The organism is Alishewanella sp. HL-SH06 (assembly GCF_052656265.1).
This window is the reverse complement of sequence record NZ_CP199752.1, coordinates 2,022,404-2,046,710: the sequence shown is the minus strand read 5'-3', so window position 1 is coordinate 2,046,710 and position 24,307 is coordinate 2,022,404. Positions and strand designations below refer to the sequence as shown.

23 protein-coding genes and 1 riboswitch are annotated in these 24,307 nt (G+C 45.1%); of the genes, 15 read left to right on the top strand and 8 right to left on the bottom strand.

Annotated features, from left to right (window positions below; genetic code table 11):
* Positions 1–113: 113 nt before the first annotated feature.
* The 5 genes from ACUJFK_RS09470 to ACUJFK_RS09450 all read left to right on the top strand — a co-directional run bounded on the left by ACUJFK_RS09470 (position 114) and on the right by ACUJFK_RS09450 (position 7,433).
* Positions 114–1,793 (top strand): carbon starvation CstA family protein, encoded by a 1,680-nt coding sequence (locus tag ACUJFK_RS09470; RefSeq protein ID WP_226751533.1) that lies wholly within the window; start codon positions 114–116, stop codon positions 1,791–1,793.
* On the top strand, positions 1,790–2,062 hold the full coding sequence (locus ACUJFK_RS09465; protein WP_229585939.1) for a cory-CC-star protein: 273 nt from the start codon (positions 1,790–1,792) through the stop codon (positions 2,060–2,062). The genes ACUJFK_RS09470 and ACUJFK_RS09465 overlap by 4 nt, the downstream gene beginning before the upstream one ends.
* Entirely contained in the window at positions 2,053–3,060 is a 1,008-nt protein-coding gene (locus tag ACUJFK_RS09460; RefSeq protein WP_306176548.1) for an ArsA family ATPase, read from the top strand. The genes ACUJFK_RS09465 and ACUJFK_RS09460 overlap by 10 nt, the downstream gene beginning before the upstream one ends.
* Before the next feature lie 162 nt (positions 3,061–3,222).
* Positions 3,223–3,308: riboswitch (cyclic di-GMP riboswitch) on the top strand.
* Between the two features lie 103 nt (positions 3,309–3,411).
* Positions 3,412–3,783, top strand: coding sequence for a DUF3718 domain-containing protein (locus ACUJFK_RS09455; RefSeq protein WP_226751530.1), 372 nt, complete (start codon positions 3,412–3,414; stop codon positions 3,781–3,783).
* A 479-nt stretch (positions 3,784–4,262) separates the two neighbouring features.
* A complete protein-coding gene (locus ACUJFK_RS09450; RefSeq protein ID WP_306176549.1) occupies positions 4,263–7,433 on the top strand; it encodes an amidohydrolase family protein in 3,171 nt (1,056 codons plus the stop codon).
* A gap of 505 nt (positions 7,434–7,938) precedes the next feature.
* Here the strand turns inward: ACUJFK_RS09450 and ACUJFK_RS09445 are convergent.
* The 5 genes from ACUJFK_RS09445 to astA all read right to left on the bottom strand — a co-directional run bounded on the left by ACUJFK_RS09445 (position 7,939) and on the right by astA (position 12,113).
* Complete coding sequence (locus ACUJFK_RS09445; RefSeq protein ID WP_445424688.1) at positions 7,939–9,423, bottom strand: FG-GAP repeat domain-containing protein; 1,485 nt, start codon at positions 9,421–9,423, stop codon at positions 7,939–7,941.
* A gap of 66 nt (positions 9,424–9,489) precedes the next feature.
* On the bottom strand, positions 9,490–9,891 hold the full coding sequence (locus tag ACUJFK_RS09440; protein WP_445424687.1) for a sugar O-acetyltransferase: 402 nt from the start codon (positions 9,889–9,891) through the stop codon (positions 9,490–9,492).
* Positions 9,860–10,075, bottom strand: a complete 216-nt coding sequence (locus ACUJFK_RS09435) for a maltose acetyltransferase domain-containing protein (protein ID WP_445424686.1) — start codon at positions 10,073–10,075, stop codon at positions 9,860–9,862. The genes ACUJFK_RS09440 and ACUJFK_RS09435 overlap by 32 nt, the downstream gene beginning before the upstream one ends.
* 140 nt (positions 10,076–10,215) lie before the next feature.
* Entirely contained in the window at positions 10,216–11,019 is an 804-nt protein-coding gene (locus tag ACUJFK_RS09430) for a DUF1338 domain-containing protein (RefSeq protein WP_306176552.1), read from the bottom strand.
* Between the two features lie 71 nt (positions 11,020–11,090).
* Complete coding sequence (astA, locus tag ACUJFK_RS09425; protein WP_229585929.1) at positions 11,091–12,113, bottom strand: arginine N-succinyltransferase; 1,023 nt, start codon at positions 12,111–12,113, stop codon at positions 11,091–11,093.
* A 138-nt stretch (positions 12,114–12,251) separates the two neighbouring features.
* Between astA and ACUJFK_RS09420 the strand changes: the two genes are divergently transcribed.
* The gene (locus tag ACUJFK_RS09420; RefSeq protein ID WP_226751524.1) at positions 12,252–12,689 is read left to right on the top strand and encodes an Lrp/AsnC family transcriptional regulator; all 438 of its coding nucleotides are present in this window, start codon (positions 12,252–12,254) and stop codon (positions 12,687–12,689) included.
* 55 nt (positions 12,690–12,744) lie between these two features.
* The gene (gene dinF, locus ACUJFK_RS09415; protein WP_445424685.1) at positions 12,745–14,067 is read left to right on the top strand and encodes an MATE family efflux transporter DinF; all 1,323 of its coding nucleotides are present in this window, start codon (positions 12,745–12,747) and stop codon (positions 14,065–14,067) included.
* A 143-nt stretch (positions 14,068–14,210) separates the two neighbouring features.
* Here the strand turns inward: dinF and ACUJFK_RS09410 are convergent, their stop codons facing one another.
* Positions 14,211–15,335 (bottom strand): ISAs1 family transposase, encoded by a 1,125-nt coding sequence (locus tag ACUJFK_RS09410; protein ID WP_420934092.1) that lies wholly within the window; start codon positions 15,333–15,335, stop codon positions 14,211–14,213.
* Between the two features lie 60 nt (positions 15,336–15,395).
* Between ACUJFK_RS09410 and ACUJFK_RS09405 the strand changes: the two genes are divergently transcribed.
* Complete coding sequence (locus tag ACUJFK_RS09405) at positions 15,396–15,791, top strand: glutaredoxin family protein (RefSeq protein WP_445424684.1); 396 nt, start codon at positions 15,396–15,398, stop codon at positions 15,789–15,791.
* A gap of 97 nt (positions 15,792–15,888) precedes the next feature.
* Here the strand turns inward: ACUJFK_RS09405 and ACUJFK_RS09400 are convergent, their stop codons facing one another.
* Positions 15,889–16,362 carry an energy transducer TonB gene (locus tag ACUJFK_RS09400; protein ID WP_445424683.1) on the bottom strand — a complete coding sequence of 158 codons (474 nt, stop codon included), beginning with the start codon at positions 16,360–16,362 and terminating at the stop codon, positions 15,889–15,891.
* Between the two features lie 468 nt (positions 16,363–16,830).
* On the opposite strand from ACUJFK_RS09400, the gene ACUJFK_RS09395 reads away from it, so the two are divergent.
* The 4 genes from ACUJFK_RS09395 (at position 16,831) to ACUJFK_RS09380 (ending at position 20,814) form a co-directional block, all read left to right on the top strand.
* A complete protein-coding gene (locus ACUJFK_RS09395) occupies positions 16,831–17,310 on the top strand; it encodes a hypothetical protein (protein ID WP_445424682.1) in 480 nt (159 codons plus the stop codon).
* A 102-nt stretch (positions 17,311–17,412) separates the two neighbouring features.
* A complete protein-coding gene (locus ACUJFK_RS09390) occupies positions 17,413–18,597 on the top strand; it encodes an IS4 family transposase (RefSeq protein ID WP_445424681.1) in 1,185 nt (394 codons plus the stop codon).
* Between the two features lie 17 nt (positions 18,598–18,614).
* A complete protein-coding gene (locus ACUJFK_RS09385) occupies positions 18,615–19,139 on the top strand; it encodes a GGDEF domain-containing protein (protein ID WP_445424680.1) in 525 nt (174 codons plus the stop codon).
* 361 nt (positions 19,140–19,500) lie between these two features.
* Positions 19,501–20,814 carry a M20/M25/M40 family metallo-hydrolase gene (locus ACUJFK_RS09380; RefSeq protein WP_445424679.1) on the top strand — a complete coding sequence of 438 codons (1,314 nt, stop codon included), beginning with the start codon at positions 19,501–19,503 and terminating at the stop codon, positions 20,812–20,814.
* Between the two features lie 89 nt (positions 20,815–20,903).
* Here ACUJFK_RS09380 and ACUJFK_RS09375 read toward each other — a convergent pair whose 3' ends face one another.
* The gene (locus ACUJFK_RS09375; RefSeq protein ID WP_445424678.1) at positions 20,904–21,218 is read right to left on the bottom strand and encodes a hypothetical protein; all 315 of its coding nucleotides are present in this window, start codon (positions 21,216–21,218) and stop codon (positions 20,904–20,906) included.
* A 343-nt stretch (positions 21,219–21,561) separates the two neighbouring features.
* On the opposite strand from ACUJFK_RS09375, the gene cysP reads away from it, so the two are divergent.
* The 3 genes from cysP to cysW are packed head-to-tail and all read left to right on the top strand — an operon-like array spanning position 21,562 to position 24,211.
* Positions 21,562–22,563 carry a thiosulfate ABC transporter substrate-binding protein CysP gene (gene cysP / locus ACUJFK_RS09370; RefSeq protein WP_445424677.1) on the top strand — a complete coding sequence of 334 codons (1,002 nt, stop codon included), beginning with the start codon at positions 21,562–21,564 and terminating at the stop codon, positions 22,561–22,563.
* A complete protein-coding gene (gene cysT, locus ACUJFK_RS09365) occupies positions 22,563–23,399 on the top strand; it encodes a sulfate/thiosulfate ABC transporter permease CysT (RefSeq protein WP_306176559.1) in 837 nt (278 codons plus the stop codon). The genes cysP and cysT overlap by 1 nt, the downstream gene beginning before the upstream one ends.
* Positions 23,396–24,211, top strand: a complete 816-nt coding sequence (gene cysW / locus ACUJFK_RS09360) for a sulfate/thiosulfate ABC transporter permease CysW (protein ID WP_306176560.1) — start codon at positions 23,396–23,398, stop codon at positions 24,209–24,211. The genes cysT and cysW overlap by 4 nt, the downstream gene beginning before the upstream one ends.
* The last annotated feature ends 96 nt before the right edge of the window (positions 24,212–24,307 follow it).

The window sequence follows — 24,307 nt, the reverse complement described above, 5'->3', positions numbered from 1 at the left end:
TGGCAGCTTGACCGATAGCGGGAACAAGTAATTAGACTTTAGTCGCATACTTGAACATCAAGCCTTACTGTATTATTTAAGGTTGATTTTAACACCCACTAAGAGGTTATAGCATGAATGCTATTTATTTGATGGTAATGGGCCTAGCCGCCATGGCGCTGGGTTACTTTGTATACTCAAAGTTTATTTGCGAAAAAATATTCAAAGTAGATCCAAATTTCCGTACACCCGCTCATGAAATGCAAGACGGTATCGATTATGTGCCAACCAACAAGTATATCTTATGGGGGCATCACTTTACTTCCGTCGCAGGAGCAGCTCCCATCATCGGCCCTGCTATTGCGGTGATCTGGGGTTGGGTACCCGCTTTTTTATGGGTTGTTTTTGGTACTATTTTCTTTGCAGGTGTGCACGATGCAGGCGCAATTTGGGCCAGTAGCCGTAACAAAGCAAAATCTATCGGTGCCTTAACAGGTGATATCGTCGGTAATCGCGCCCGCAGTATCTTTATGATCGTTATTTTCTTGGTATTGCTGATGGTCAACGCGGTATTTGCCGTGGTTATTGCCGGTCAGTTAATTAACTTTCCAAGTGCCACCGTGCCTGTCTGGGGCGCCATTGTGGTTGCCTTAATTATCGGTCAGTTAATTTATCGCAAGCTGATTGGTTTGTTAATGGTGACCATTATTGGTGTCGTCGCGCTCTATGCGATGATTTATGCCGGCCCAATGTTCCCGCTGTCGTTACCAGAAACCGTCATGGGTTTATCTGATCGTCAAGGCTGGATTGTCTTACTGTTTGTTTACGCAGCTATCGCCTCATTATTACCGGTATGGGCCTTATTACAACCACGTGATTACATTAACGGCATCCAATTATTTATCGGTCTAGGTTTATTATACGCTGCCGTTATTTTTGCCAGCCCAGATATTGTTGCTCCAGCCTTTAATCATGATGTACCGGAAGGCACACCTTCGCTGATCCCATTATTGTTCGTGACTATCGCCTGTGGTGCTATCTCCGGTTTCCATGGTTTAGTCTCTAGCGGTACAACTTCTAAACAGCTTGATAAAGAACCCGATGTACGTTTTGTTGGTTACTTCGGCGCAATTGGTGAAGGTTCATTGGCTTTAGCCGCCATCATTGCTGCCACTGCCGGTTTTGCTACCCTTGCTGATTGGCAGGCGATTTATCATAGCTTTGGCCAGGGTGGCGTAAGTGCCTTTATCCGCGGCGGTGCCAATATCTTGGAAAATGGTATTGGTTTAGACGCGGTTTTATCTCAGACCTTGTTAACGGTAATGGTGGTTTTGTTTGCAGGTACCACGATGGATACCGGCTTACGCTTACAACGCTACATTTTCCAAGAATGGGGCAGTATTTATAATATTAGTTGGATGCAAAAAGCTGCACCCGCCACGCTGTTAGCGGTAGGTTCTTGTTTACTGCTGGCTTTTGGTGCCGGCGGTGATGGTTCAGGCGGTATGATGATTTGGCCATTGTTTGGTACCACTAACCAACTATTAGCAGGTTTAACCTTGCTAGTGATCACGGTTATGTTAGTAAAACTGGGCCGTCCAATGTGGTACACGCTGGCACCATTAATCTTCTTATTAACAATGACCACTCTAGGTCTGTTAATTCAACTCAAAAGCTTTTATGACAAGCAAGATTGGTTCTTATTCACTCTAGACTTAGTTATCTTAATCGCAGCAATCTTAGTGATCCTTGAATCTGTGGGGACGCTTACCCGACAAATCAAAGCCAATAAGCTTGCCAACGATAAAGTATGAAGCTCGATACCATTAAGGCCTGGTTTCGCCAGGCCAGTTTTTATGCTGAAGAGGCTTATAATGCCCCCTACCGCTCGGCTATTGCCCGAGCGCAACGGGAACAAAATGACCTCTTCATGCTGCTGATTTTTTCTGAAATGATGGGTGTCCCCAACCCTGCAAGTTATTACACCTTAGAATTGCAGCCACTGTTAATGGAGCGATTTCATGATTGGCATACCCGAATGGGTATGGAGCACTCACCACTGGATAATTTCAAATGTTGTTAACCGACAAAAAAGTATTGCTAATTGGTGGCAAAGGCGGAGTCGGTAAAACGACCATGTCTTCCGCCTTAGCGGTATTAGCCAGCCAACGCGGTAAAAAAGTGTTATTGGTTTCAACCGATCCGGCGCATAGCTTGGCCGATGCCTTTGGTCGTGAAAAAATAGGCGATAAGATTACTCGCTTAGCTGCAAATCTGGATGCGTTAGAACTCGATCCTGACGAGGAAGTCAATCAACACTTAGCCAAAGTTAGCGCGCAATTAAAGCGTTTTACTCGTCCTGAAATGTACGCTGAAATTGAACGGCAAATGCGTTTAACACGGCAATCACCTGGGGCACAAGAAGCGGCCATGCTGGAAAGGATTGCGCATACGATTGAACTGGGTTTAACCGATTATGATTTAGTCATATTCGATACGGCACCAACAGGCCATACTTTGCGCTTACTCAGCTTGCCTGAAGCCATGGCTGCGTGGACGCAAGGCTTACTCAGTGCCAATAAACGCTCGGAAAAACTCGGTGAAGTGCTTGGACATCTTACCCCTAAAGGCGGCCGTGATATTGATAATCCGCTGGTTGATCCCGCCGAGCTGGCGACATCTGGCATGGATGATCGCAATAAAGCCATTACCGAAACCCTATTAACTCGGCAACGTTTATTGCAACGCACCCGTGAGTTATTGCTTGATAAAAAGCGTACGGCTTTACTCTTTGTATTAACTCCCGAGAAATTGCCTATCTTAGAAACAGGACGTGCGGTGCAAAGTTTACAGCACGAAAAATTACCGTTAGCCGGTTTAATCGTTAATCGTATTTTACCTGCTGAAGCGGATGGCGCGTTTTTAGCAAAAAGACGCAACCAAGAACAAAGTCATTTACAGCAAATTGAACAGGATTTTAGCCAGCTACCGCGCTTTAAGATCCCGTTACAAGCTACTGATATTCAAGGCTTAGCCGCTTTAGAAATAATGGCTAACTTGCTTAACAACGCTGGGCTTTAAGGCCCAGTTTTTTTTCGTCTGCACAAATCTGCCCTTCAGCAAGCACTCATGTAGTTATTGCAAAGATTGAGAAACACTGGCGAAAATACAGCGCTCAAAAAAAGAATTTAAAAAATGAACCATTTAATTCTTGCACATTTAATAACCATTGATTAGTATAGTTTCATTGACAGGCAAGTCATCCGAAAGGATGAACACGCAAAGCTACGGATCTAACGGGTTTTCCCTATGATAGCCGAGCTGCCATTAATTAACCCATGTTAATTAATGATCACGCTTCCCGCATGATTTGCCTATCACTTAACCAACTTACTTTACAGTGATCGCCTATGGCACACGCAGGAGCAAACCATGACTAAGACCATCATTACATTTGTCGCTTTAGTTGCTACATCAGCTTTTATCAGTACTCCTGTTGCTGCTGACGAACAGTTAGCACAATCAATTTGTTCTTACGTCGCTGCAGATAACCGTAACCAGTTACGTAAAACCTTATCTGATAATCGTTTACGTTTAAGCAATGTGTACGAAGGCATAGTATGTGACAGCTTACCCTTGGTCCGTTTTGCAATCAAAAACAACGCAAATGACACCGCTGAATTTATCATCAAGCAATTACCAGGCAGCATCGTTGCCTCATCAGGTGACATTGATTGGGCTAAAGGTAATGGCTTTGCTGACTCACCTGTTGTCGAAGTTTTAGTTGCTCGCGCAGGTGGCTAACCGCTAAAAATTAACACTCCCTCTCCTTTTAGCCAGTCAATTTGACTGGCTTTTTTCATTTTGGCCTAATCAAAATCCACTTCTAAATCTGTTAATACATATGCTTTTATCTCGCAGCCTCCAGCGAAGCATTGAGCATTTTGATTTATTCTAGCAACAAAGCAACTCAAGGCCTCATTCGTTGTATCCCTATGCAGATTGATGTTTTTAAAAAACTAGCACCTCTATGCTTTTGCTAATATTCTATGACTAAGACAAAGCCTGTCGCTGCTGCTGACAGGCTTTTTTTATCGCTTATTTTACCGCCACGCGCTTTGCTATTGATGCTGTTGTGCTATTGATACAAAAAAGCCTTTCACTAGCGGTTTTTATCTGACGCTAAGGGTGATTTAACGCAGCAACTGCGCTAGCCTCTTAACTAATCATATAGAGTGTGACAATCTAACGAAATTACAAAAAATACAATAATAAGGATCCTTATGCGTATTCAGTCTCCAACCTTACTCGCGTTAGCCATCAGTAGCTTTTTTAGTTATGCCGAAACAGAACCTGCTACCTGGCAGGTTAATGCTCCTATTGGTCAATTCAGCAGTGTTGATATTAAGGTACAACAAGGTAGCTGGATGAACGTTAACGTCAGCCCAGACGGTAAAACCGTGGTATTTGATTTACTGGGTGACATTTACACTATGCCGATTAGCGGTGGTAAAGCCACGCCGCTGACCAACGATATCGCTTGGAATATGCAGCCAGTATTTAGCCCCGATGGTAAATACATCGCTTTTACCTCAGATCGCGATGGTGGAGACAACATTTGGATCATGGGCAGCGATGGCTCAGCGCCTCGGGCCGTTACCAACGAAACCTTTCGCTTACTCAACAGCCCCGCTTGGAGCCCAGATAGCCAATTTATTGTGGCGCGTAAACATTTTACCGCCAGCCGTTCTTTAGGCGCGGGTGAAGTATGGCAATACCATATCAGTGGCGGTAGCGGTGTGATGTTAACCGAGCGACCTGATGATCAAAAAGATCTGGGTGAGCCCGCCTTCTCACCCGATGGCCGCTATATTTATTTTTCACAAGATGATACGCCAGGCAAAACCTTTCACTACAGCAAAGACTCAGAGTCAGGTATTTACACCATCAAACGTTTTGAACGTGAAACCGGTAAAATGGATGTCATTTTAACAGGCCCGGGCGGTGCAATTAGGCCAACTCCCTCACCTGATGGCAAATATTTGGCATACATTCGTCGTGTCGATTTTCAAAGCACGCTGTTTTTATATGATTTAACCAGTGGCGAACACATCAAACTCTATGATGGATTAGATCGCGACATGCAAGAAACCTGGGCCATACACGGTGTTTACCCTACCGTCAGCTGGACACCTGATAATAAACATCTGGTCTTTTGGGCGGGAGGCGAAATTAAACGCTTAGCGCTTAGCGATAAAAAAGTGAGCACTATTCCCTTTGAAGTGAATACCAGCAAACAAATTCAAACGGCAGTACGGGTTAAACAAAACTTAGACCAAGACGAATTTGATGTAAAAATGTTACGTTTTACTCAAATTTCGCCTGATGGTAAACAAGCGGTCTTTACCGCGCTTGGCCATCTCTACATCACCGATATTAGCGATCCTAAACCACGTCGTTTAACCCGACAAACGACCGATTTTGAGCTATATCCGCAATTTTCTCGCGACGGCCGCGAGCTGGTTTTTGTGAGCTGGAATGACCAAACGCAAGGTGCTGTTAATATTATCAACTTGCGCAACAACCGCGTGACCAAACTGACCAATGAGCCAGGCAAGTATATCGAACCGACGTTTAGCCCAGATGGCAAAACCGTGGTGTATCGTAAAATCGGTGCTGGCGGTATTTTGCCACTGCAATGGTCGCTACAAACCGGTTTATATAAAATCAGCAATCGCGGCGGCGATGCCACCCTGATCGCTCGTAATGGTCGCAGCCCCATGTTTGGCGCCAACAATGACAAAGTGTATGCGATGGATTATGGCAGTGCCCCTAGCTTAATCAGCATTGACCTGCAAAAACATACGCAACAAACACTGTACACCGCAAAATTTGGTACAGAATTTAAAATCTCGCCAGATGGCAAACATTTAGCCTTTGCCGACCGTTTTAAAGTGTTTGTTACGCCGTTTACTGAACGTGGCAGCGCTATCGCGATTGGCGCCAACGATAAGCAATTCCCAGTGAAACAATTGTCGGTACGCGCAGGTGAGTACATCAGCTGGAATGGCGACAGTGACAAACTGTATTGGACGTTAGGCCCTGAGTTATATCAAGCTAGCATCGATGGCCTATTCGCTCCAAATGCACAGCAACACAGCCCCACCGAGCAAGCCGTATCCTTAGGTTTTAAAATGCCCGTTGATATGCCTCGTGGGATCGTAGCGTTTGTTGGTGGCCAAGTGATTACCATGAACGGCGATCAAGTGTTACAAGACGCGGTAGTTTTAGTTGAAAATAACAAAATCCAAGCCGTAGGAAGCCGTGCGGATATCGCTATTCCCAAAGGCGCCAAAGTGTTCGACATTACCGGTAAAACGTTGATGCCCGGTATTTTTGATGCTCATGCTCACGGCAGCCAAGGTGTGCAGCAAATTACCCCGCAGCAAAACTGGGAAAACTATGCTGGCTTAACCTTTGGTGTAACCAGTATTCATGATCCGTCTAATGATACCCGTGAGATCTTCAGTGCCAGCGAGTTACAACGCAGCGGTCAAATTGTTGGCCCACGTATTTTCTCTACGGGTACGATTCTTTACGGTGCGGAAGGCGCAGGTTATACCTCGCATATCGATAGCCTAGAGGATGCGAAGTTTCACTTAACGCGCTTACAAAAAGTCGGCGCCTTTAGTGTGAAAAGTTACAACCAGCCACGCCGTAATCAGCGCCAGCAAGTGATCCAAGCCGCGCGTGAATTGAACATGATGGTAGTACCTGAAGGCGGTTCATTGATGCAGCACAATCTAACGATGATTGTCGATGGCCATACCACTATTGAACACGCTTTACCTGCAGCAAAAGTTTATGATGATATTAAACAATTGTGGCAAGCCAGTGGCACCGCTTATACACCAACATTAAACGTGGCTTATGGCGGTATCTGGGGCGAAAATTATTGGTACGATAAAACTGAGGTTTGGAAACACCCTCGGTTAAGTCAATATGTCCCGATGGACCGTTTAGCGCCGCGCAGTATGCGCCGGCCAACAGCACCAGAGCATCACTATAACCACTTTAATGTGGTAAAAACGGCAAATGAGCTGAAAGACGTCGGGGTGATTGCGAATATCGGTGCCCATGGGCAACGTGAAGGTTTGGGCGCACACTGGGAAATTTGGATGTTTGCGCAAGGCGGTATGACACCGTTAGAAGCCTTACGCACCGCCACGTTAAACCCTGCTAAAACCTTTGGTATGGATCATCAACTTGGCAGTATTGAACCAGGCAAATTGGCTGACTTAATCGTCATCGACGGTAATCCACTAGAAAATATCCGCGTGACCGATAAAGTGGTCTACACCATGGTCAATGGCCGGTTATTTGATGCCGCAAGCATGAATGAAATTGGTCTGCGTGAGCGCAAACGTCAGCCATTCTTCTTCGAACCACGTTAAGTTAGCTTTTAGCGGAGTGTGTGGATCACACTCCGCTAATCATATGCATGCTATTAATGTTCAACAATACCTTTAGCGTTATCGCTTGCAAGACACGTCTAATTGCCACGGTAACAGAAACTTAGCCTCACGCTATAGAAACTATGCTTAACGTCATTGAATAAAACCCTCTATTAACTTGATTCTTTTCTGCAAAAGACCACATTACTTGTCATTAAACCCCAGTTTAACGATTTACAGATAATTATTACTCCGTCGCCTTGTTACAACTTTTGACATTATAAGTCGATGCCATATACATCGGATTTCAATTCTAATATGGTTACAATGAGTTATATTCCAAATCATTCCAGCAGAGCCAACGCATAGTTAGTTTGGCTGATCACCATCAATAATGTGGTCAGTGGTATTTTTAGCTTATTAGATTAAGACTGTTGGCAAGAGGTTCGTGCACAGATTATAGATAAGGGGCAAGCACGCTTGCCCCAAAAAAGGTCAGCCGCGCTCAACGGCTGAATAGTAAAATCAGTTGATTGCGTAACTCGGCATCATCTAAGCCATCGAAAGGTAAAACCAAATCTTCTTTGTTATCTTTGTTAAGATCAACAACCTGTACCCGGCTGGCATCACGAGGTAAGGGCATCTGTACTTTATCGCTATTACGCTTAAACAACCCGCTGCCATCAGGTGCAAAAAAGCGTAATTCATTACCCCCCTCGCCTAGTAACAACGATTTACGACCATCGCCATTCACATCAATCAGTTTAAATAACGGCATGTCGAAGCGCAGATTACTGATGCTGACATCAATCTTGGCTTGTTGTCGAAAATCGGCTTTTGCCGCATAGCTTCGATTTTCAGATAACAAATAAAAATCGACATCTAAATTAGCACTGCCGCGCAGCAGCACTCGCACAATGGTGCCGACACCAATCTTGGTAGTCGGAATATAAAAGTCTTTTCGACCATCACCATTAAAATCGTCAATCACCACTTCGGTAGGCACTGAATCAATACTGATTTCGGTATCGGCGACGGTTGGATAAGTGACACCATCATCCGCAGCTCGCCCAAAGAAGATTTGAAAGCGACTGCTGCGCTCTAAGGCATCGGCTATTTGCTCCACATTTAGTACCAAATCGGGCAGCCCATCACCGTCTAAATCGGTGATATCTTCTAAGGTGGTGATATTTTGGCCCGAGTAGCTGCGACCCGCATCCGAGCGTTGGTCTGCTTGGCGCTCGGTTGATAGCAATACCGGCCAACCGGGATAATAAGGCTCTAGTGCGAAGCTGCCATCCGTTTGCTGCAAAAATACACTAAAACGGCCTTGCTGCACAAACACCAGATCTAATAAACCATCTTGATCCACATCTATCGCATAATGACTGCGGCCTGAGTAATCGGCTCGATTGTTGCCCCAGGTTTGTATTCTTGCGCTAACGGGTAACGCATAATGCACAAACTGCCCATCCGCTTGCTGGCGATAAAGGTGCATATGCTGAAAATCGGCAATTAAAAAGTCGCTGCGTCCCGACCCCAAATCAAGGGCAAAATTACGTTCGCGTAAACGCACTTCATCAATCACTCGAAACATTGAACTGCTGGCCAGCAAAGGTTGAAAGCGCCCAGCGGATAATGAACCGGCACTGGCTTGTTGGTAATGCACAATGCCGTCAGCGGTTAAAAAGACCAACTGCTCGGCCTCATAGCCAACTAATCGCGCTTTACTGAAAAACTGCGCGTTGGTTGGAATAGGCACGGCTAACGTTTGATATTGATCTAGTTCTACGAGGGTTAACCAACGCTCGAATTGACTAAAGCCAGACACCAGTAATTGATTTTGGCCTTGCAGCATCATGATACTGCCATTTGCTGGGTGGCTTAGGGCCACGTGTACCCGATCCATTTCAAACGCTGCACTAAAAGGGGCATAAATACCCGGGATAGCAAGTGTGATCCATATACCCAACGCGGTAATAAAGCGCATAATGTTCTTCCCTTAAATAATCTGCGTTAACTACGTGTCATAGAACCAAAAAGTTTAGCTGTGTACCTAGGTATCAGCGGTTGTGTCAGCATTTAAACGGCGCAACACTCTTCCGGGATTGCCTGCCACAACAACATCAGCAGGTACATCTTGAGTAACAACGCTGCCTGCAGCAATAACGCTTCTTGCTCCAATGCTCACGCCAGGACAAATAATCACGCCCCCACCGATCCATACATCATCGGCAATGTTAATGGGTAACGCTTGCTCGATACCGCTGCGCCGCTCATCAGCCCCTAAAGGATGATTCACTGTATAAATTTGCACTGCAGGACCGAAAAACACGTTGTTACCAATTGTCACCCAACCGACATCCAGCACCACGCAGTTAAAGTTAAAAAACACCTTATCGCCCAGTCGAATGTGCTGACCATAATCACAGAAAAAAAGGCGGTTCAATAAAGACATCTCGGCCCACTTCAGCAAATAAATCCTGTTGCAGCGTGCGTCGAATTTTCACTTGTTCAGGCGAGGTTTTGTTAAATTTATATAACAACTGTCGAGTGGCTAAACGCAATTCACGTAAAGTTTTATCTAATGGGTTATACCATTGAGCGTTAAGCATTTTCTCATATTCAGTCACAGCGGCCATCTCACTATTACAAAGGCCTAGACTAACAAAGTTATTGAAATTTACCCAGTAAAATTAACAAACCGTCAGGCTTTGCACCGCGCTAAAAAAAGCCCCGCACTACAGCGCATAGTGCGGGGCCTTATTCGTAAACCCAATGCTTAGCGGGCGTTGGTGCTTTCAAAAATCTTGTCGGCTGAAGCCGCGACAAAACCGGTGTAAAGCTTGCCATTGGGCAGTGTATAACGGCGAGCAAATTCATAGAAACAGCTTGGGATCTGCGCTTCACCATCGCTAAACTGTACCGGCACAATATCGGCTAACGTTGAGGATTGCTCTAAGTACACCTCTGGCGTACCTTTAATTTCACCACCAGACGTATTCAATAAAAAGCCCGCGCTTTTTAACGCTTCATTCACTTGTTCTAGGCTAGTGAACTTCTGTAAATCATTCACGTTAACCGTAAAATGATTTGCGCGATAACCCCAAGCGGCGGTCCATGCTGCGTATTCGCTCTCAGCTAATAAAGCAGCATAGGTAGCGCTGTCAATTTGCCAATGCGTACCCGAGTATAAAAAGTTATCCGCCGTTACAGCATCGTCAGGGATCTGTGCTACTAATGCGGTGATCGTCTCACGCAGCGAAGCAGAACACTTATCTAATAACAATTCAGAAATAAACACTTTCGGTAGGCTGGTATCTGCATGTTCAAAATGCTTGGCATAAAGCTTTTTAGCTTCAAAATGATATTCACCACACTCGGTATAGCCCAGCGCCAGAAAATGCGCTGCCAGCTTATCTAAATTGACTTTCGGTAAATTAAAGGTACGTAGCGCAATATGGTCATTAATCACATCATCATTTTGTGATGAACCCAACAACTGGTGCACTTGACGAGCTGATGGCGTTACCGTCAGGTAATTTTGCCATAAATTTTCAAATAAGCTTTTTACACAAGTATGCATTGCAACTCCCACTAATGGCTAGGCTGGCACAGCCGCATGTGTTTATATTAACAAACACCGCTACGCCGACATTAATCTAAATTAATAAAACGTGCAAAATCACCTTCGGCCAATTGCAAGGCTGCGGCTAACTCTGCGCTGATCTGTAACTGTTGTTGTTGTTCATCAAACTGGGCATTTTTACCAAAACTGGCTCTAAACTCACTCAGGGCAGTATTCGCCACAGCTAAAGTGCGCTCACCACGCACTTCTTTAATGGTCACCGGTACACGGCGACTTAACGCGACAGAACGAATATCTTGTAAGCGGGCTTCTACCGTTGGGCCGGCATCAAACAAATCAATGTACCCCCGATGCTTAAAGCCTTCTTTTTCCAGCATTTTTAGGGCTGGCTTAGTATTTTCATGCACCTGACCAATCACTTGCTGCGCCTCAGTAGGCAGTAAGCCCACATAAATAGGATGACGCGGCATCAACTCAGCAATAAAAGCCTTTTTGCCGACACCAATCAGTTTATCGGCCGTAGGAAAGTCGATGGTTAAAAACAAGTTTTGCAACCAATTCCAAAAAGGCGGTTTGCCCTCGGCATTGGTGGCACCACGCATTTCGGCAATCACGATGTCAGAAAAGCGCTGCGGATGCTCGGCCATAAATAAAAACCGCACCTTAGACAAAAAGCGCCCAGCATGATTACGCCGATAACTTTCACGTAAAAATAAAGTACAAATTTCTGATGCACCGGTATAGTCGTTACATAGCGTCAAGGTTTTTAATTGGTTTAATACATTCAACTCTGCGCTGTGATGGATCACGGTGTTTTGTTGAAAGTGATACAGCGGCGTATGCAAGCCAACGGCCGCTTCAATACCGGTGGTACCGACAATTTCACCTGTGCTGCAGTCTTCTAACACAAATAAATAGCCGTGATCGCCTGGTGCAGAAACATCCACATTAAAACTGTGCGAAGCATGGGCAATTTTGTGTTGTAAACGCTCATCATGCACCGGTAAAGAGGTAAAGCCAGGGCCGGATTCCACCGCAATTTGTTTTAAGGCGGCAAAATCAGCCGTCGTAATCGGTCGGATCAATAACATACACAAAGCCTCAGCGAATAAGCGAGAAAACAGTAACTCGTCGTAATGCCATTATATTCGCCATAGCTGACATTTTGCAGTATCATTTTTAACAGAATAAAAGAGTTATATTGCAATTTGCTAAGGACATAATACAAAGTGATAAGCAAAGAAGATGAAAAACTGCTCGCACTGTTGCAAAAAGATGCACGCGCGAGTATTTCTGATCTGGCACGAGCCTTATCCTTGTCTCGCGCCACGGTGCAAAATCGTTTGCAAAAATTGCAAGAAACTGGCGTGATCAAAGGTTATACCGTTGAAGTGGGCGAAAGCTGGTTAGCCAGTTTAGTGGCAGCACACGTTAGTATCAAAGTGAAACAAAAGTTGACGGCCCGCACCAATAATGAATTAAAGCAAATACCGCAAATAGCCGCTCTTTATGCCATTAGTGGCGAGTACGATTTAATTGCGATTGTGCAAGCTCAGAGTACTGAGCAACTGAGTCATTTACTTGATGATATTGGTAATTTAGAAGGGGTTGAACGCACCACCTCGTCGGTCATTTTAGAAACAAAATTTAAACGCCAAGCGTTTTAAGTCATATACATGAGAGAAACGGCCTTAAAATGAACAGCAGCAAGTTGCCTTAGCGTTGTTAACTTTACAGCATCCTAAACAAAAGCAAGTGCTATTGATTGCACTGCCCATGATTGCCTCCAACCTCACCATCCCATTACTGTCGTTGGTCGATACCGCCGTGGTAGGGCATTTAGCACAGGCGTGGTATTTAGGCGGTGTGGCGCTGGGGAGCAGTTTAATTAGCTTAGTGTTTTTGTTACTCGGCTTTTTACGTATGAGCACCACCGGTTTGACTGCACAAGCTTTAGGCCGCAATAACCAACAAGCTTTGCGCCAAAGTTTACTACAAGCGGGCTTAGTGGCTATCTGCTTAGCGTTAATTTTGTTAATCGTGCATCCATGGGTAATGCCAATCGTCTATAAGCTCAGCAGTGCGAGCACGGAAGTGTTAACACAGGCTGAGATCTATTTTCAGATCCGTATTTGGAGCGCCCCTGCCGCCCTGCTAAATATGGTGTTACTTGGATGGTTTTTGGGCCTGCAAAACGCCCGTTATCCCATGTGGCTACTCCTGCTGAATCAAACCATTAACATCTTACTTGATCTGTTATTTGTCTTAGGCTTTGACTGGAAAGTCAGTGGTGTCGCGGCGGCGTCGGTCTTGGCCGATTACAGTACGCTTGCCGTTGGGCTTTACTTGGTGCGCCGCTTATGGCGACAACAACAACTGGGGCCTGTTAAATGGCCACAGCTGTTCTCAGCCGACGGTTATAGCCGACTCTTTGCTTTAAACCGCGATATTTTTATTCGCAGCCTGTGCTTACAACTGGTGTTTGTATTTATCGCTTTTCGCGGTGCCAGTTTTGGCGATACTGTAGTCGCTGCAAATGCGGTGCTGATCACCTTTTTAATGCTGGTATCTTATGCCTTAGATGGCTTTGCCTATGCCGCAGAAGCTCTGACGGGTAAAGCGGTTGGTGCAAAAGATCAAAGCGAATTGCGGCTGCTGCTTAAGATCTTGGCGGGCTGGGGATGGTTATTAGGGGGGCTATTCAGCGCGCTGTTTTGGCTGGCAGGCTCGACAATTATTAGCAGCTTAACCTCTATTACCGCGGTGCAACAGCAAGCAAACCTGTATTTGCCTTGGTTAATTGGACTACCGCTGTTAGCCGTTTGGGGCTACTTGCTTGATGGCATTTATATTGGGGCAACACAAGCACGCGCGATGAGAAACAGTATGTTGCTTGCCTTTAGTGGCTTTGCGCTGTGCTACCTGCTGCTACAACATTTAAATAATCATGCGCTTTGGCTAGCCTTGTCGCTATTTATGTTATTACGCGGTTTAAGTTTAGCATGGCCGCTGTATCGCCAAGGTATCGTGGTGCTATTTCGTTAAAGCAAAAAACCGCTAAATTGTGCTATGCTGCGCCACTATTTTTTATTCAATGACGAGCAGCAGAGTTGTTTATGCGTGTGATCATCCGTTTATTTTTTCGCTTTATTCGTTTGGTATTAACCCCAGGGTGAGATTACGAGTGGTCATTTAATCACCACACTCATGCCAGCTTCCAACACCGCATCAAGATAAGCCTCATTCATCAATGCCTGACGCTGCTTTCTTCTGATACTCATTTTTCGCTTCTCAGCGCGTAACATATTCAAGCCGAAGTGTCGCATCGTGGCAAGATTGGCTGCTGCATTACCACGGTATATCTGGCACGCATCCTCACTTAAGCTCACATCCAGCACCCAGTGCAGCTGGTTTTCAATACACCAATGCTCGCGTACTGCCTGGGACAGCCTTTCTGCGGTAAGGTCGGCTGAGCTGATAAAATAACGTTGCTCTAACACCGCACGCTTGTGCTTTTCCACCCGGTAAGTCGTTGCCATGCCTAAGGTTGTCAGCGCTGGCCAGGCAGCTTTGAGTTTTTCCGGTAATTCGCTGGCCGGACAGACCTGGAATTCACGGTACTCTAGACGCCCACGGTTCTTTTCCAGTGACTGCGCTGCACTATCTTTATGCGCTTTACCCGCAAAGACTTGTTTTACTGCATCGTGCAGATGACCTTGGTTGCCTTTAACCGTCAACAGGTAATCAGCTTTTTTATCTACTATCTGCTGCGCTATCTCTTTCTGGCATCCCATTGCATCCAAACTGACCAGGCATCCTTTAAGCTCCAGCAAGTTAAGTAGCTGAGGTATCGCCGTAATTTCGTTGCTCTTCTCGTCCGTTTTAACCTGGCCCATTACCACACCATTGGCGCTGGCAAAGGCGCTAACCATATGAATAGAAGAGCAGCGGTCTTCCCGGTTGTAGGAGCCGCGAAGCGTTTTGCCGTCGATTGCGACCACCTGACCATCGGTAAGCTCTGTACAAGCCTGCATCCAACTGGCAAAGCAGCGCTGCAAGGCTTCGCTGTCCAGCAGTGACATCACCCGCGCGATGGTGTCGTGTACCGGCAAACCCAGTTTAAAAAAGCCATGTTCTTGCAGCCAGTCAAAGCGGTTTTCGCCGAAATCTTCAATATCTTCCCAGCCCTCACAGCCAGCAATGACTGCGCAAAGCGTTAAAAACACTACGTCAAACAAGGGGTAAACGACCTTAGCGGCTTGCCTTGGGTCTTCTAATTCTGAAAAGTGCTCTGCAAAAATATCGATGTTCATAAACTGGCTCCGCGTAAAAGCCAGTATCTGATCACAGCTGAAGATCGGGGTCAATCAGTTATGCTAAAGTGCGTACTAAATGTTCGTGATCTTGCCCTGGTATTAACCCCTGTTATGTTACTGGCTGAAAAACTCAGCACCCCAAGCCCGATGGCTCATAGCGCCGAGCAACAACAACAATTATCTCAAGCCTGCCAGCAATTGGCACTGTATCAATTTGCAGCCTGCCCTTTTTGCATTAAAGTGCGCAAAGAGATGGCCCGTTTAGGCTTAAACATCCAAAAACGTGACGCACAGCACCATGCCGAGTACCGGCAACAACTGCTTAGCGGTGGCGGAAAAGTGAAAGTACCTTGTTTGCAGATCAAAGATGACTTGGGTGAAACGCAGTGGCTGTATGAATCTGAGGCGATTATCTTACACTTACAAAGCCTAGTGACCGCCAGCCGTTCTTAATGATCATAGCGCATCGAATATGCGCTATTTTGAAATCCCCAATGTGATGCGCTGACGATGACCCTACTGGGCATTGCTAACACGACGGTTTTAACGGCTAATCAACTGTATGCACATAATTGCATTGCTGCTCAGCCTTAGTCAGGTTTTTAGAACCACTGACCGTAAAATCAAATTGGATTGAAGTTAACACCGGTTGTTTAGCACTGTTTTTAGCACTGGCGACCCATTGCCAATGCGATAACGCTTCTATTGCGTTTGCATCAAAAATGCCCTTAGGAAAAGATGTGATAATCGATACTGCTGTAGCTTTGCCGTCTTTATCAATACCCACAAGCATATCGACACAACCTGATAGCTGGTTAAACGCAGCATCAAGCGGATAACGTGGTTCTTGTTTTTTTTCGGCTATCCAATATTCGTCTAATAAATCTTTTTTATCTTCAGCCGTAAGATTAAGATAATTCAGCCCAGCCAGTGCCGCGGCGTGATCAGTACCTTGTAACGAATCATTGGCTTTACAACCGATTAAAAGCACACCTAACACGCTTATACACACGATTTTTTTCATCACTAATTCCCTCTAGTTTTTGATTTATGACACCATACTTCGGCTAAGATTGTTTCACCGTTATGCTTCATGCTTTATGCTGAAGGTTGCCTGCGTTTTACCGACGCAAAACAAAGCAATCTGAAAGTGGCTTGCTGCACACATAAACACAGAGTTGCCGGCCGAACTATCGCGGGGATCGAGCTTACTCTGAACTAATGTAAAAATTTATTAACAATAAATAACAGTTAAGGATTGCAAATGCAACAATATAATCCTTTAACAACTCGGTAGGTTTCAAAGCTCTGCTTTTTTGTTAAAACTAGACTAATCGTAATAGCCAACTGGCGCAGGTTTTTGCATTGATTAAATAAAAAAATATTGATAACCGCACTGCACAAATTGAAGAAAGATAAAATAATAATAACGTTTTGGTCATGTTAATATGTAAAGTGATAAATATACTCATTTCATTCAAACGAGACGGTTATGATTAATCAGTTACAGCAAAAATATCAACTGTCATTGCTGTTGTTACTTGGTGTGGTTGCTGTGCTGGGTGTTTTACCTTTCGCCGTAATACGTTACCTAGAAGGCAACTTGATAGCAGCGGTCATCGATATCACGCTGGTTTTGGGCATTATAATGTTAGTTGTTTATGCCTATTTAAGCCTGCATATCCGTGTGGTCAGCATTGTAATTGCCATCTTTATTAATACAGGTGTCGTCGTTATTGGCAGTGCTAATGGTATAGACAGTTTTTTATGGATCTACCCGGTTTTCGTCAGTACTTTTATTTTAGTTAAGCCAGTTGAAGCCTTTATCATTAATACACTAGCTGGTATTGCACTGGCGCTGCTCTCCGACATTTTTGTCATTGTGTCACTCGACTCTTATATTATTTCCATCTTAATGTTGTCTCTATGCTCCTTTGTTTATGCTAGCCATAGCGCTAAGCAGTTTAGCTGAGGTATCCCCAGAAATTCTCTAGTTAAAATAAAATGTTAGGCGATTAGGGAACATTCATGGTGGTTCCCGATCTGATCATTCGCCAAAACTCACAAAACGCGGATGGTCACCATGAATGTAAAAACTATGCTCGCTGATTTCCTTGCATTTGTCACCCCCAAAACGATGCATAAAACCCGATTTTCGGTGTTATTAGATGCTGTAACAGCTTTGACCAAAGACGCGCGGTGCACCGTCACAGCGATTGGTCGCGCTATGCCAGGCACTTCTGACAAAGTCAGCATTAAGCGCGCGGATAGATTGCTCAGCAATGCCAATCTACAACGGGAACTGCCTCTGATCTATGCGGCAATGACTCATTTGATTGTCAGTAGCAAAACGCAGCCGCTCATTTTGATTGACTGGAGCAACGCTGATACCGCGAAGCGCCATTTTATTTTGCGAGCCAGCATCGCTGTTGATGGCAGAGCACTCACGCTATTACAAAAAGTGGCGGCGGCAGAAGATTACACTTGCCCACATTTGCACTGGGCGTTTTTAAAGCAACTCAAGGCCATGTTACCTAGCGACTGTAAGCCTGTTATCGTCACCGATGCTGGCTTTAAAGTGCCTTGGCTTAAGCAGGTGCGCAAATTAGGCTGGCATTATGTCGCCAGAGTCAGAGGTAATGTGAAGCTTAAACTGGCAGAGCAAACAGAGTTTATGACCGTAAATGCGCTTTATAAAAAAGCTCGCGCCACCCCTAAACACTTAGGCGCAATCGTGCTGACTCAGACGCAACATTATGAAACCCGCGCGATTCTAGTTGGTAAAGGCTATAAGCTATTGAAGCGAGACAAAAATAAGTCTTACAAAGAACCTTGGTTATTGGTGTCATCTTTGCCTGATTGCCATGGCTACGCAGATAAAATCGCCAAGTGCTACAGTAGCCGGATGCAAATTGAAGAAAGCTTCCGAGACCAGAAAAGCTCACGTTATGGCTTAGGAAGCGACCTGCACGGCACTAAAATCAAATCACGTTTGGGTATATTGCTGTTACTGGCGGCACTGGCAAATTGGTTCCACTACCTGATGGGTGCGGCGGGTGAAAAGGCTGGCTTACATTTGCGATATCAGGCTAATACGGTAAAAAATCGGCGAGTGCTGGCACTGAACTTCCTCGGGATACTGCTTTGTAAGGAACCGAAACTGCCTATTCGCAGACACGATTATCAGCAAGGGCTAAAGCAGATCTTGCACTGGGTTGCACAGTGGGACTGGGCGCTAATCAAATTGGCAAAGAGCTAATAGTATGTATCTAAATTTTGTGGGGATCCCTCAGGCAGTTTAGTTTACTGGAAACCCTCAATACAGTCGATGCACTTACCGGCGCCTTTAATCGCCGAGCCATGAGCGTTGATATAAAAGCCGCCCTAGCAACCGCAGAGCGTAACGGTGGCAAACCTATGTTAGCTATTCTCGATCTGGACTATTTCAAAGCCATTAATGATAACTTTGGCCATGCGGTCGGCGATCAGGTGCTCAAAGATTTTGTGGCCATTACTACCTCGCAGATAAGGCAATATGATCGGCTGTATCGGTTCGGTGGTGAAGAATTTGTGCTTTTGGTCCCGCAAATCAATGAACATTATCACACCTTTATTCAACATCTGAGAACGGCGATTAAAAGCGCATTAAAAACACCTGATGGTAAAGAAATCACCGTGTCATTTGGCGTAGCACCTTGGTTGCCAGGCACCACAGAGGATAGCTGGTTAAAACGTGCCGATAAAGCGTTGTATTTAGCTAAAAACAGTGGGCGAGATCGTGCCATATTTAGTGATGAGTAAATACACTGCATTACATAATTTGTAAGTCGCTAATTATTCACCTTACATCTGGTGCAATTCGTAAAACTCCTAATGTGCAGTGATTTCAACCTATCTCGATACATGGGATAATTTTGTTAACAACTTAACTTGGTAACGTCAAACTTTGTAAAATATCCAGAGCCTACATAACAGGTTGTATTCATGACAAAGCCTAAATGGCCAGAAACCTTTAGCAAAAGCTGAGTTATGGGCGGCTCCATCTTTAACATTGCCTAACGGTTACTCCTAACGCGAGATGGCGCACTGCAGTTTTTTCGTATTGAATATGATGTCGTTTTACTGCATATTCAGTTCATTCTTGCAGATTAATTAGGCTGCCATGTCATTCTTAAAATTAAGCTATGTACTTATCATTGCGCTTGCCACGACATTTCCTTTAACCAGCTACGCTAAGCTTGATAAAAACGAACAACAAATCGTTATACAGGTTGCACATCATCTGCCCCAGGCATTACAAGAGATAGAACAAGCCGTCAATATCAATAGTGGCTCGCTGAATCTTGCGGGTGTTAAAAAGGTTGGACAGTTAGCCACTGCACAATTAACCGCTATTGGTTTTAAAGTAGAATGGCTGGATGGCAGCGCTTTTAACCGCGCGGGCCATGTGCTTGCAACACGCGAAAGCAACAATCCAAATGCCATTAAAATACTGATGATTGGCCATCTTGATACCGTATTCGCCGAAAACGATAATTTTAACACCTACACACAACTTAGTCCGACTTTAGCATCCGGTCCGGGTGTTGCCGACATGAAGGGCGGCAATACGATTATTATTACTGCCCTTAAAAGCCTGCACGAACTCAATTTGCTTAACAATGTTAGCATTAAGGTGTTACTCACCGGCGATGAGGAAAGCAGCGGCCAGCCATTGAATTTATCGAAGCAAGCCATAGTCGATGCGGCAATCTGGGCAGATGTAGCTTTGGGCTATGAGAATGCGGATAACAATATTGAAACCGCTATGGTCGCGCGGCGAGGCTATATCGACTGGACACTTACCGTGGAAGCACAAGCTGCTCATTCGTCACAAATATTTAGTGACACCGTGGGTTTTGGCGCTATTTATGAAGCCTCTCGCATTTTAAATAGCTTTAGAGAACAACTCGCTTCGCAGCCTAATTTAACCTTTAACCCAGGACTGATAGTTGGCGGCACTCATGCCGATTTCGACAATGCCCATTCTACCGCAACGGCGTTTGGAAAAAGTAATGTTATCGCCCAAAAAGTCTATGTTGCCGGTGATCTACGTGCGCTGTCTCCAACACAAGAAGAAGATGCCAAAAAAACAATGCAACGTATTGTTAGTCATAACTTAAATGGCAGCAAAGCGACGCTTGAATTTGCAGACGGCTACCCCGCCATGGCAATGACTGAAGGCAATCAAAAATTATTGGCCATGTATAGCAAAGCCAGTGAAGATTTAGGCTACAACAAAGTGTTGGCAGCCAACCCACGCAATGCCGGTGCTGCCGATATCTCATTTGCTGCAAACCATGTAGACATGGCACTTGATGGGCTAGGTTTAATGGGCGCGGGTGCTCACACTCAAAATGAAACGGCAGATCTAACGAGTTTAAGCAAAAACATCGAAAAATCAGCCTTGCTTATTTATCGATTAGGGCAGTTATAACCATTCCTAAATAGCCAAATTATCACTGCGGCTCACAGTGCAGATAAACCGCCTCACGAAGGGCTAGCGTCGACAACAACAGCGTCTGGTTAAGTTTCAGGGTCATGTGAAGAACGTGGCTCTGCCAAAAGTTCTTTATAATGCTTTACCGCAAAATAGGTAACAATTTGAGCATAAATAAGACCACCGGTGGCGCCACCTAGAGCAGTACCAAGCATTTTTAATTCATATATTTCCCCTATATCAGCGCCTAAAGATCCACTAAGACCACAGAAAATCAGCCCAAGCCACCCGAGCCAACTACGCAAACATCTCGAGGAAGCTTTTTGCCATAACCGTTTTTTTTCACTCGCTGATAAATGGGAAAGCTCCGGAATATGATTAAATGACCAGTATATTTTCATGCTGATGCCCCAGAAATCATAACTTGCGACTAATTACTAACTGTTGAACTCGCAATTTAATGTTACCCGTTAAAGCCAACAGATCGACTCGACTGTTGGTTTTTAGTTAACAATGTAAATAATATAGCTGAATACTATTTTTTTACCATCTCATTAATGAAACAACAAAAATAGACGGTCATTTAAACAATTACAGCTCTGAAAAGTGCTCAGACAAAAGCTATACCACCATCAGCATATAGCTTCTAACTATGCTATATAACAAAATGGCATTACTAACTCTCTTGTAGTAACCAATACGCATATTAAACTAACACATCTGATCATGAAGGAGTGAATGACAATGCGTAACCTATTATTGGCTGTGGTGCTTAGCAGTAGTTTATTAAGTCCGGCCTTAGTGGCTAAAGAGTTGCTCAATAGCAGCTACGATATCGCCCGCGAACTCTTTGCTGAAATTAACCCGTTGTTTGTAGCACACTGGCAAGCTGAAAGCGGTGAAACACTAACCATTAACCAATCGCATGGCGGTTCTTCACGCCAAGCGCAAGCCATTATTCAAGGGCTGCGGGCGGATGTCGTCACTTTTAACCAAAGTACCGACATCGATATTTTGTATCAGCGCGGTAAGTTACTGCCGCAGAATTGGCGTGAACGGCTGGCCAATAACAGCTCACCTTACTACTCCACCATGGCTTTTTTGGTTCGGAAGGGAAACCCAAAGCATATTCAAGATTGGGCCGACCTCACTAAAGACGATGTCGCCTTAGTCTTTCCTAACCCAAAAACCTCTGGCAATGCCCGTTACACTTATTTAGGGGCCTACGGTGCAGCCAAGTTGCGGCTTGCTGATGATCAAGCCGCGCGAAATTGGATGGTCGATTTTTTAAGCCGCGTGGTGGTGTTTTATACCGGCGGTCGCGGCGCCACAACCTCTTTTGTTGAGCGGCAATTAGGCGATGTGCTGATTACGTTTGAATCGGAAGTGAACAACATCATCAAGCAATACCCCGAGTTACAACTGGAACGCGTGGTACCGAAAACCAATATTTTAGCGGAGTTCCCGGTAGCGTGGATCGACAAAAATGTTGAGCGTAATGGCACCACTGCACAAGCAAAAGCTTACTTAAACTTTTTATATTCTGAGCCAGCCCAGCAGGTGTTAGCGAGCTACTTCTATCGAGTACATCACCCAAAAGTGCAAGCTAGCAGCCAAGCACAATTTCCAGCAACGGAATTGTTCACCGTTGAGCAACAATTTGGCAGCTGGGAGCAAGTGAATAAGCAGCACTTTGGCAGTAACGCAGAACTGGATAAAATTTTAGCTGAAGGACGCCGTAACTAATGGCTGCTTACCAAACCAAAAGAGTGTTACCGGGTTTTTCCATTAGCTTGGGCAGCAGTTTATTTTTTATCGGTTTGGTTATTTTATTGCCATTAACCGGCTTGGTGATGGAAGTAGCGCAACTGAGCCTAGCCGAATACTGGGCCATTATTAGCGATCCCCGCGTGGTGGCCACATACCAAGTCACACTGTCGGCTGCTTTAGTGGCCAGCATACTGAATTTGTTTTTTGGCCTGCTGATGGCTTGGATCTTAACGCGCTATCGCTTTCCTGGGCGGCTGTTACTTGATGGCTTAATGGACTTACCCTTCGCCTTACCCACGGCGGTAGCCGGCTTAACCTTGGCAGCATTGTTTGCTACTCAAGGTTGGTATGGCCAGTATTTTGCGCTATGGGATATCAAGGTGTCTTATACCTGGTTGGGTATTGTCATCGCCATGCTGTTTACCAGCGTGCCTTTTGTAGTACGCACCGTTCAGCCCGTTTTAGAAGAGTTTGGCCCTGAATACGAAGAAGCCTCGGCGACGCTGGGGGCAAGCCCATTACAAACTTTTACTCGGGTGATCTTACCGGAAATTAAACCCGCTTTATTAACCGGTACCGCCTTGTCGTTTACCCGCAGCTTAGGAGAATTTGGCGCGGTTATTTTTATTGCAGGTAATTTACCCTGGCAGACAGAAGTGACCTCTTTGATGATCTTTGTACGCTTACAAGAGTTTGATTATGCTGCTGCCGCAGCGATTGCGAGTGTGGTATTACTGAGCTCATTACTATTGTTATTTATTATTAATGGTATTCAGCAGCGCTATCAACACATTACTGGAGCATTAAAATGACGGCTCGGCTAAAACAGCCCTTAAAATGGTGGCTAATTGGTACCGGCATGACCTTAAGTGTGCTGCTGTTGTTGGTACCACTGATCTTTATCTTTATCGCCGCTTTTGCTGCCGGTGTTGGCGGTGTTTGGCAGAACTTGCAAGACGCGGATATGCTGCATGCCATCGGTCTAACCTTATTAGTGGCAGGTTTAACCGTGCCCATTAATGTGCTGTTTGGTACCTTAATTGCTTGGTGTGTCACTCGCTTTACCTTTCCTGGCCGCCGCTTATTGCTAACACTGATTGATATTCCGTTTGCGGTGTCTCCTGTGGTAGCCGGTTTATTGTATTTATTGCTTTATGGCAGTAACGGTCCTTTTGCCCAGTGGCTAGACGCCGCCGATATGCAGCTGATGTTTGCATGGCCAGGCTTAGTGATGGTCACCGTGTTTGTGTCTTGCCCTTTTGTGGTGAAAGAACTCGTGCCTTTAATGTCTACTCTGGGCACCGAACAGGAAGAAGCGGCAGTGTTACTCGGTGCCAGTGGCTGGCAAGTGTTTTGGCATATTACCTTTCCGAATATTCGTTGGGCACTGTTATATGGCGTGATCCTCACTAACGCGCGTGCGGTCGGTGAGTTTGGTGCGGTCTCCGTCGTTTCAGGTACGATACGCGGCCAAACCAATACCTTACCCTTGCATATCGAGTTATTGCAGCAAGATTACAATACGACAGGAGCCTTTATTGCCGCCGCTTTATTAACCTTGATGGCAATTGCCACGCTCATCGTCAAAGCCGTTTTACAATGGCGCCTGCAACGGGCTGTATAAGCGGTTCAGTTAAAATGGCAAAGCTAAATACGAAATTGTCGTTAATACCTTTAGGTTCAGGCTTTTTATCGGTATTTTTAAACATTGCTAAGCTGA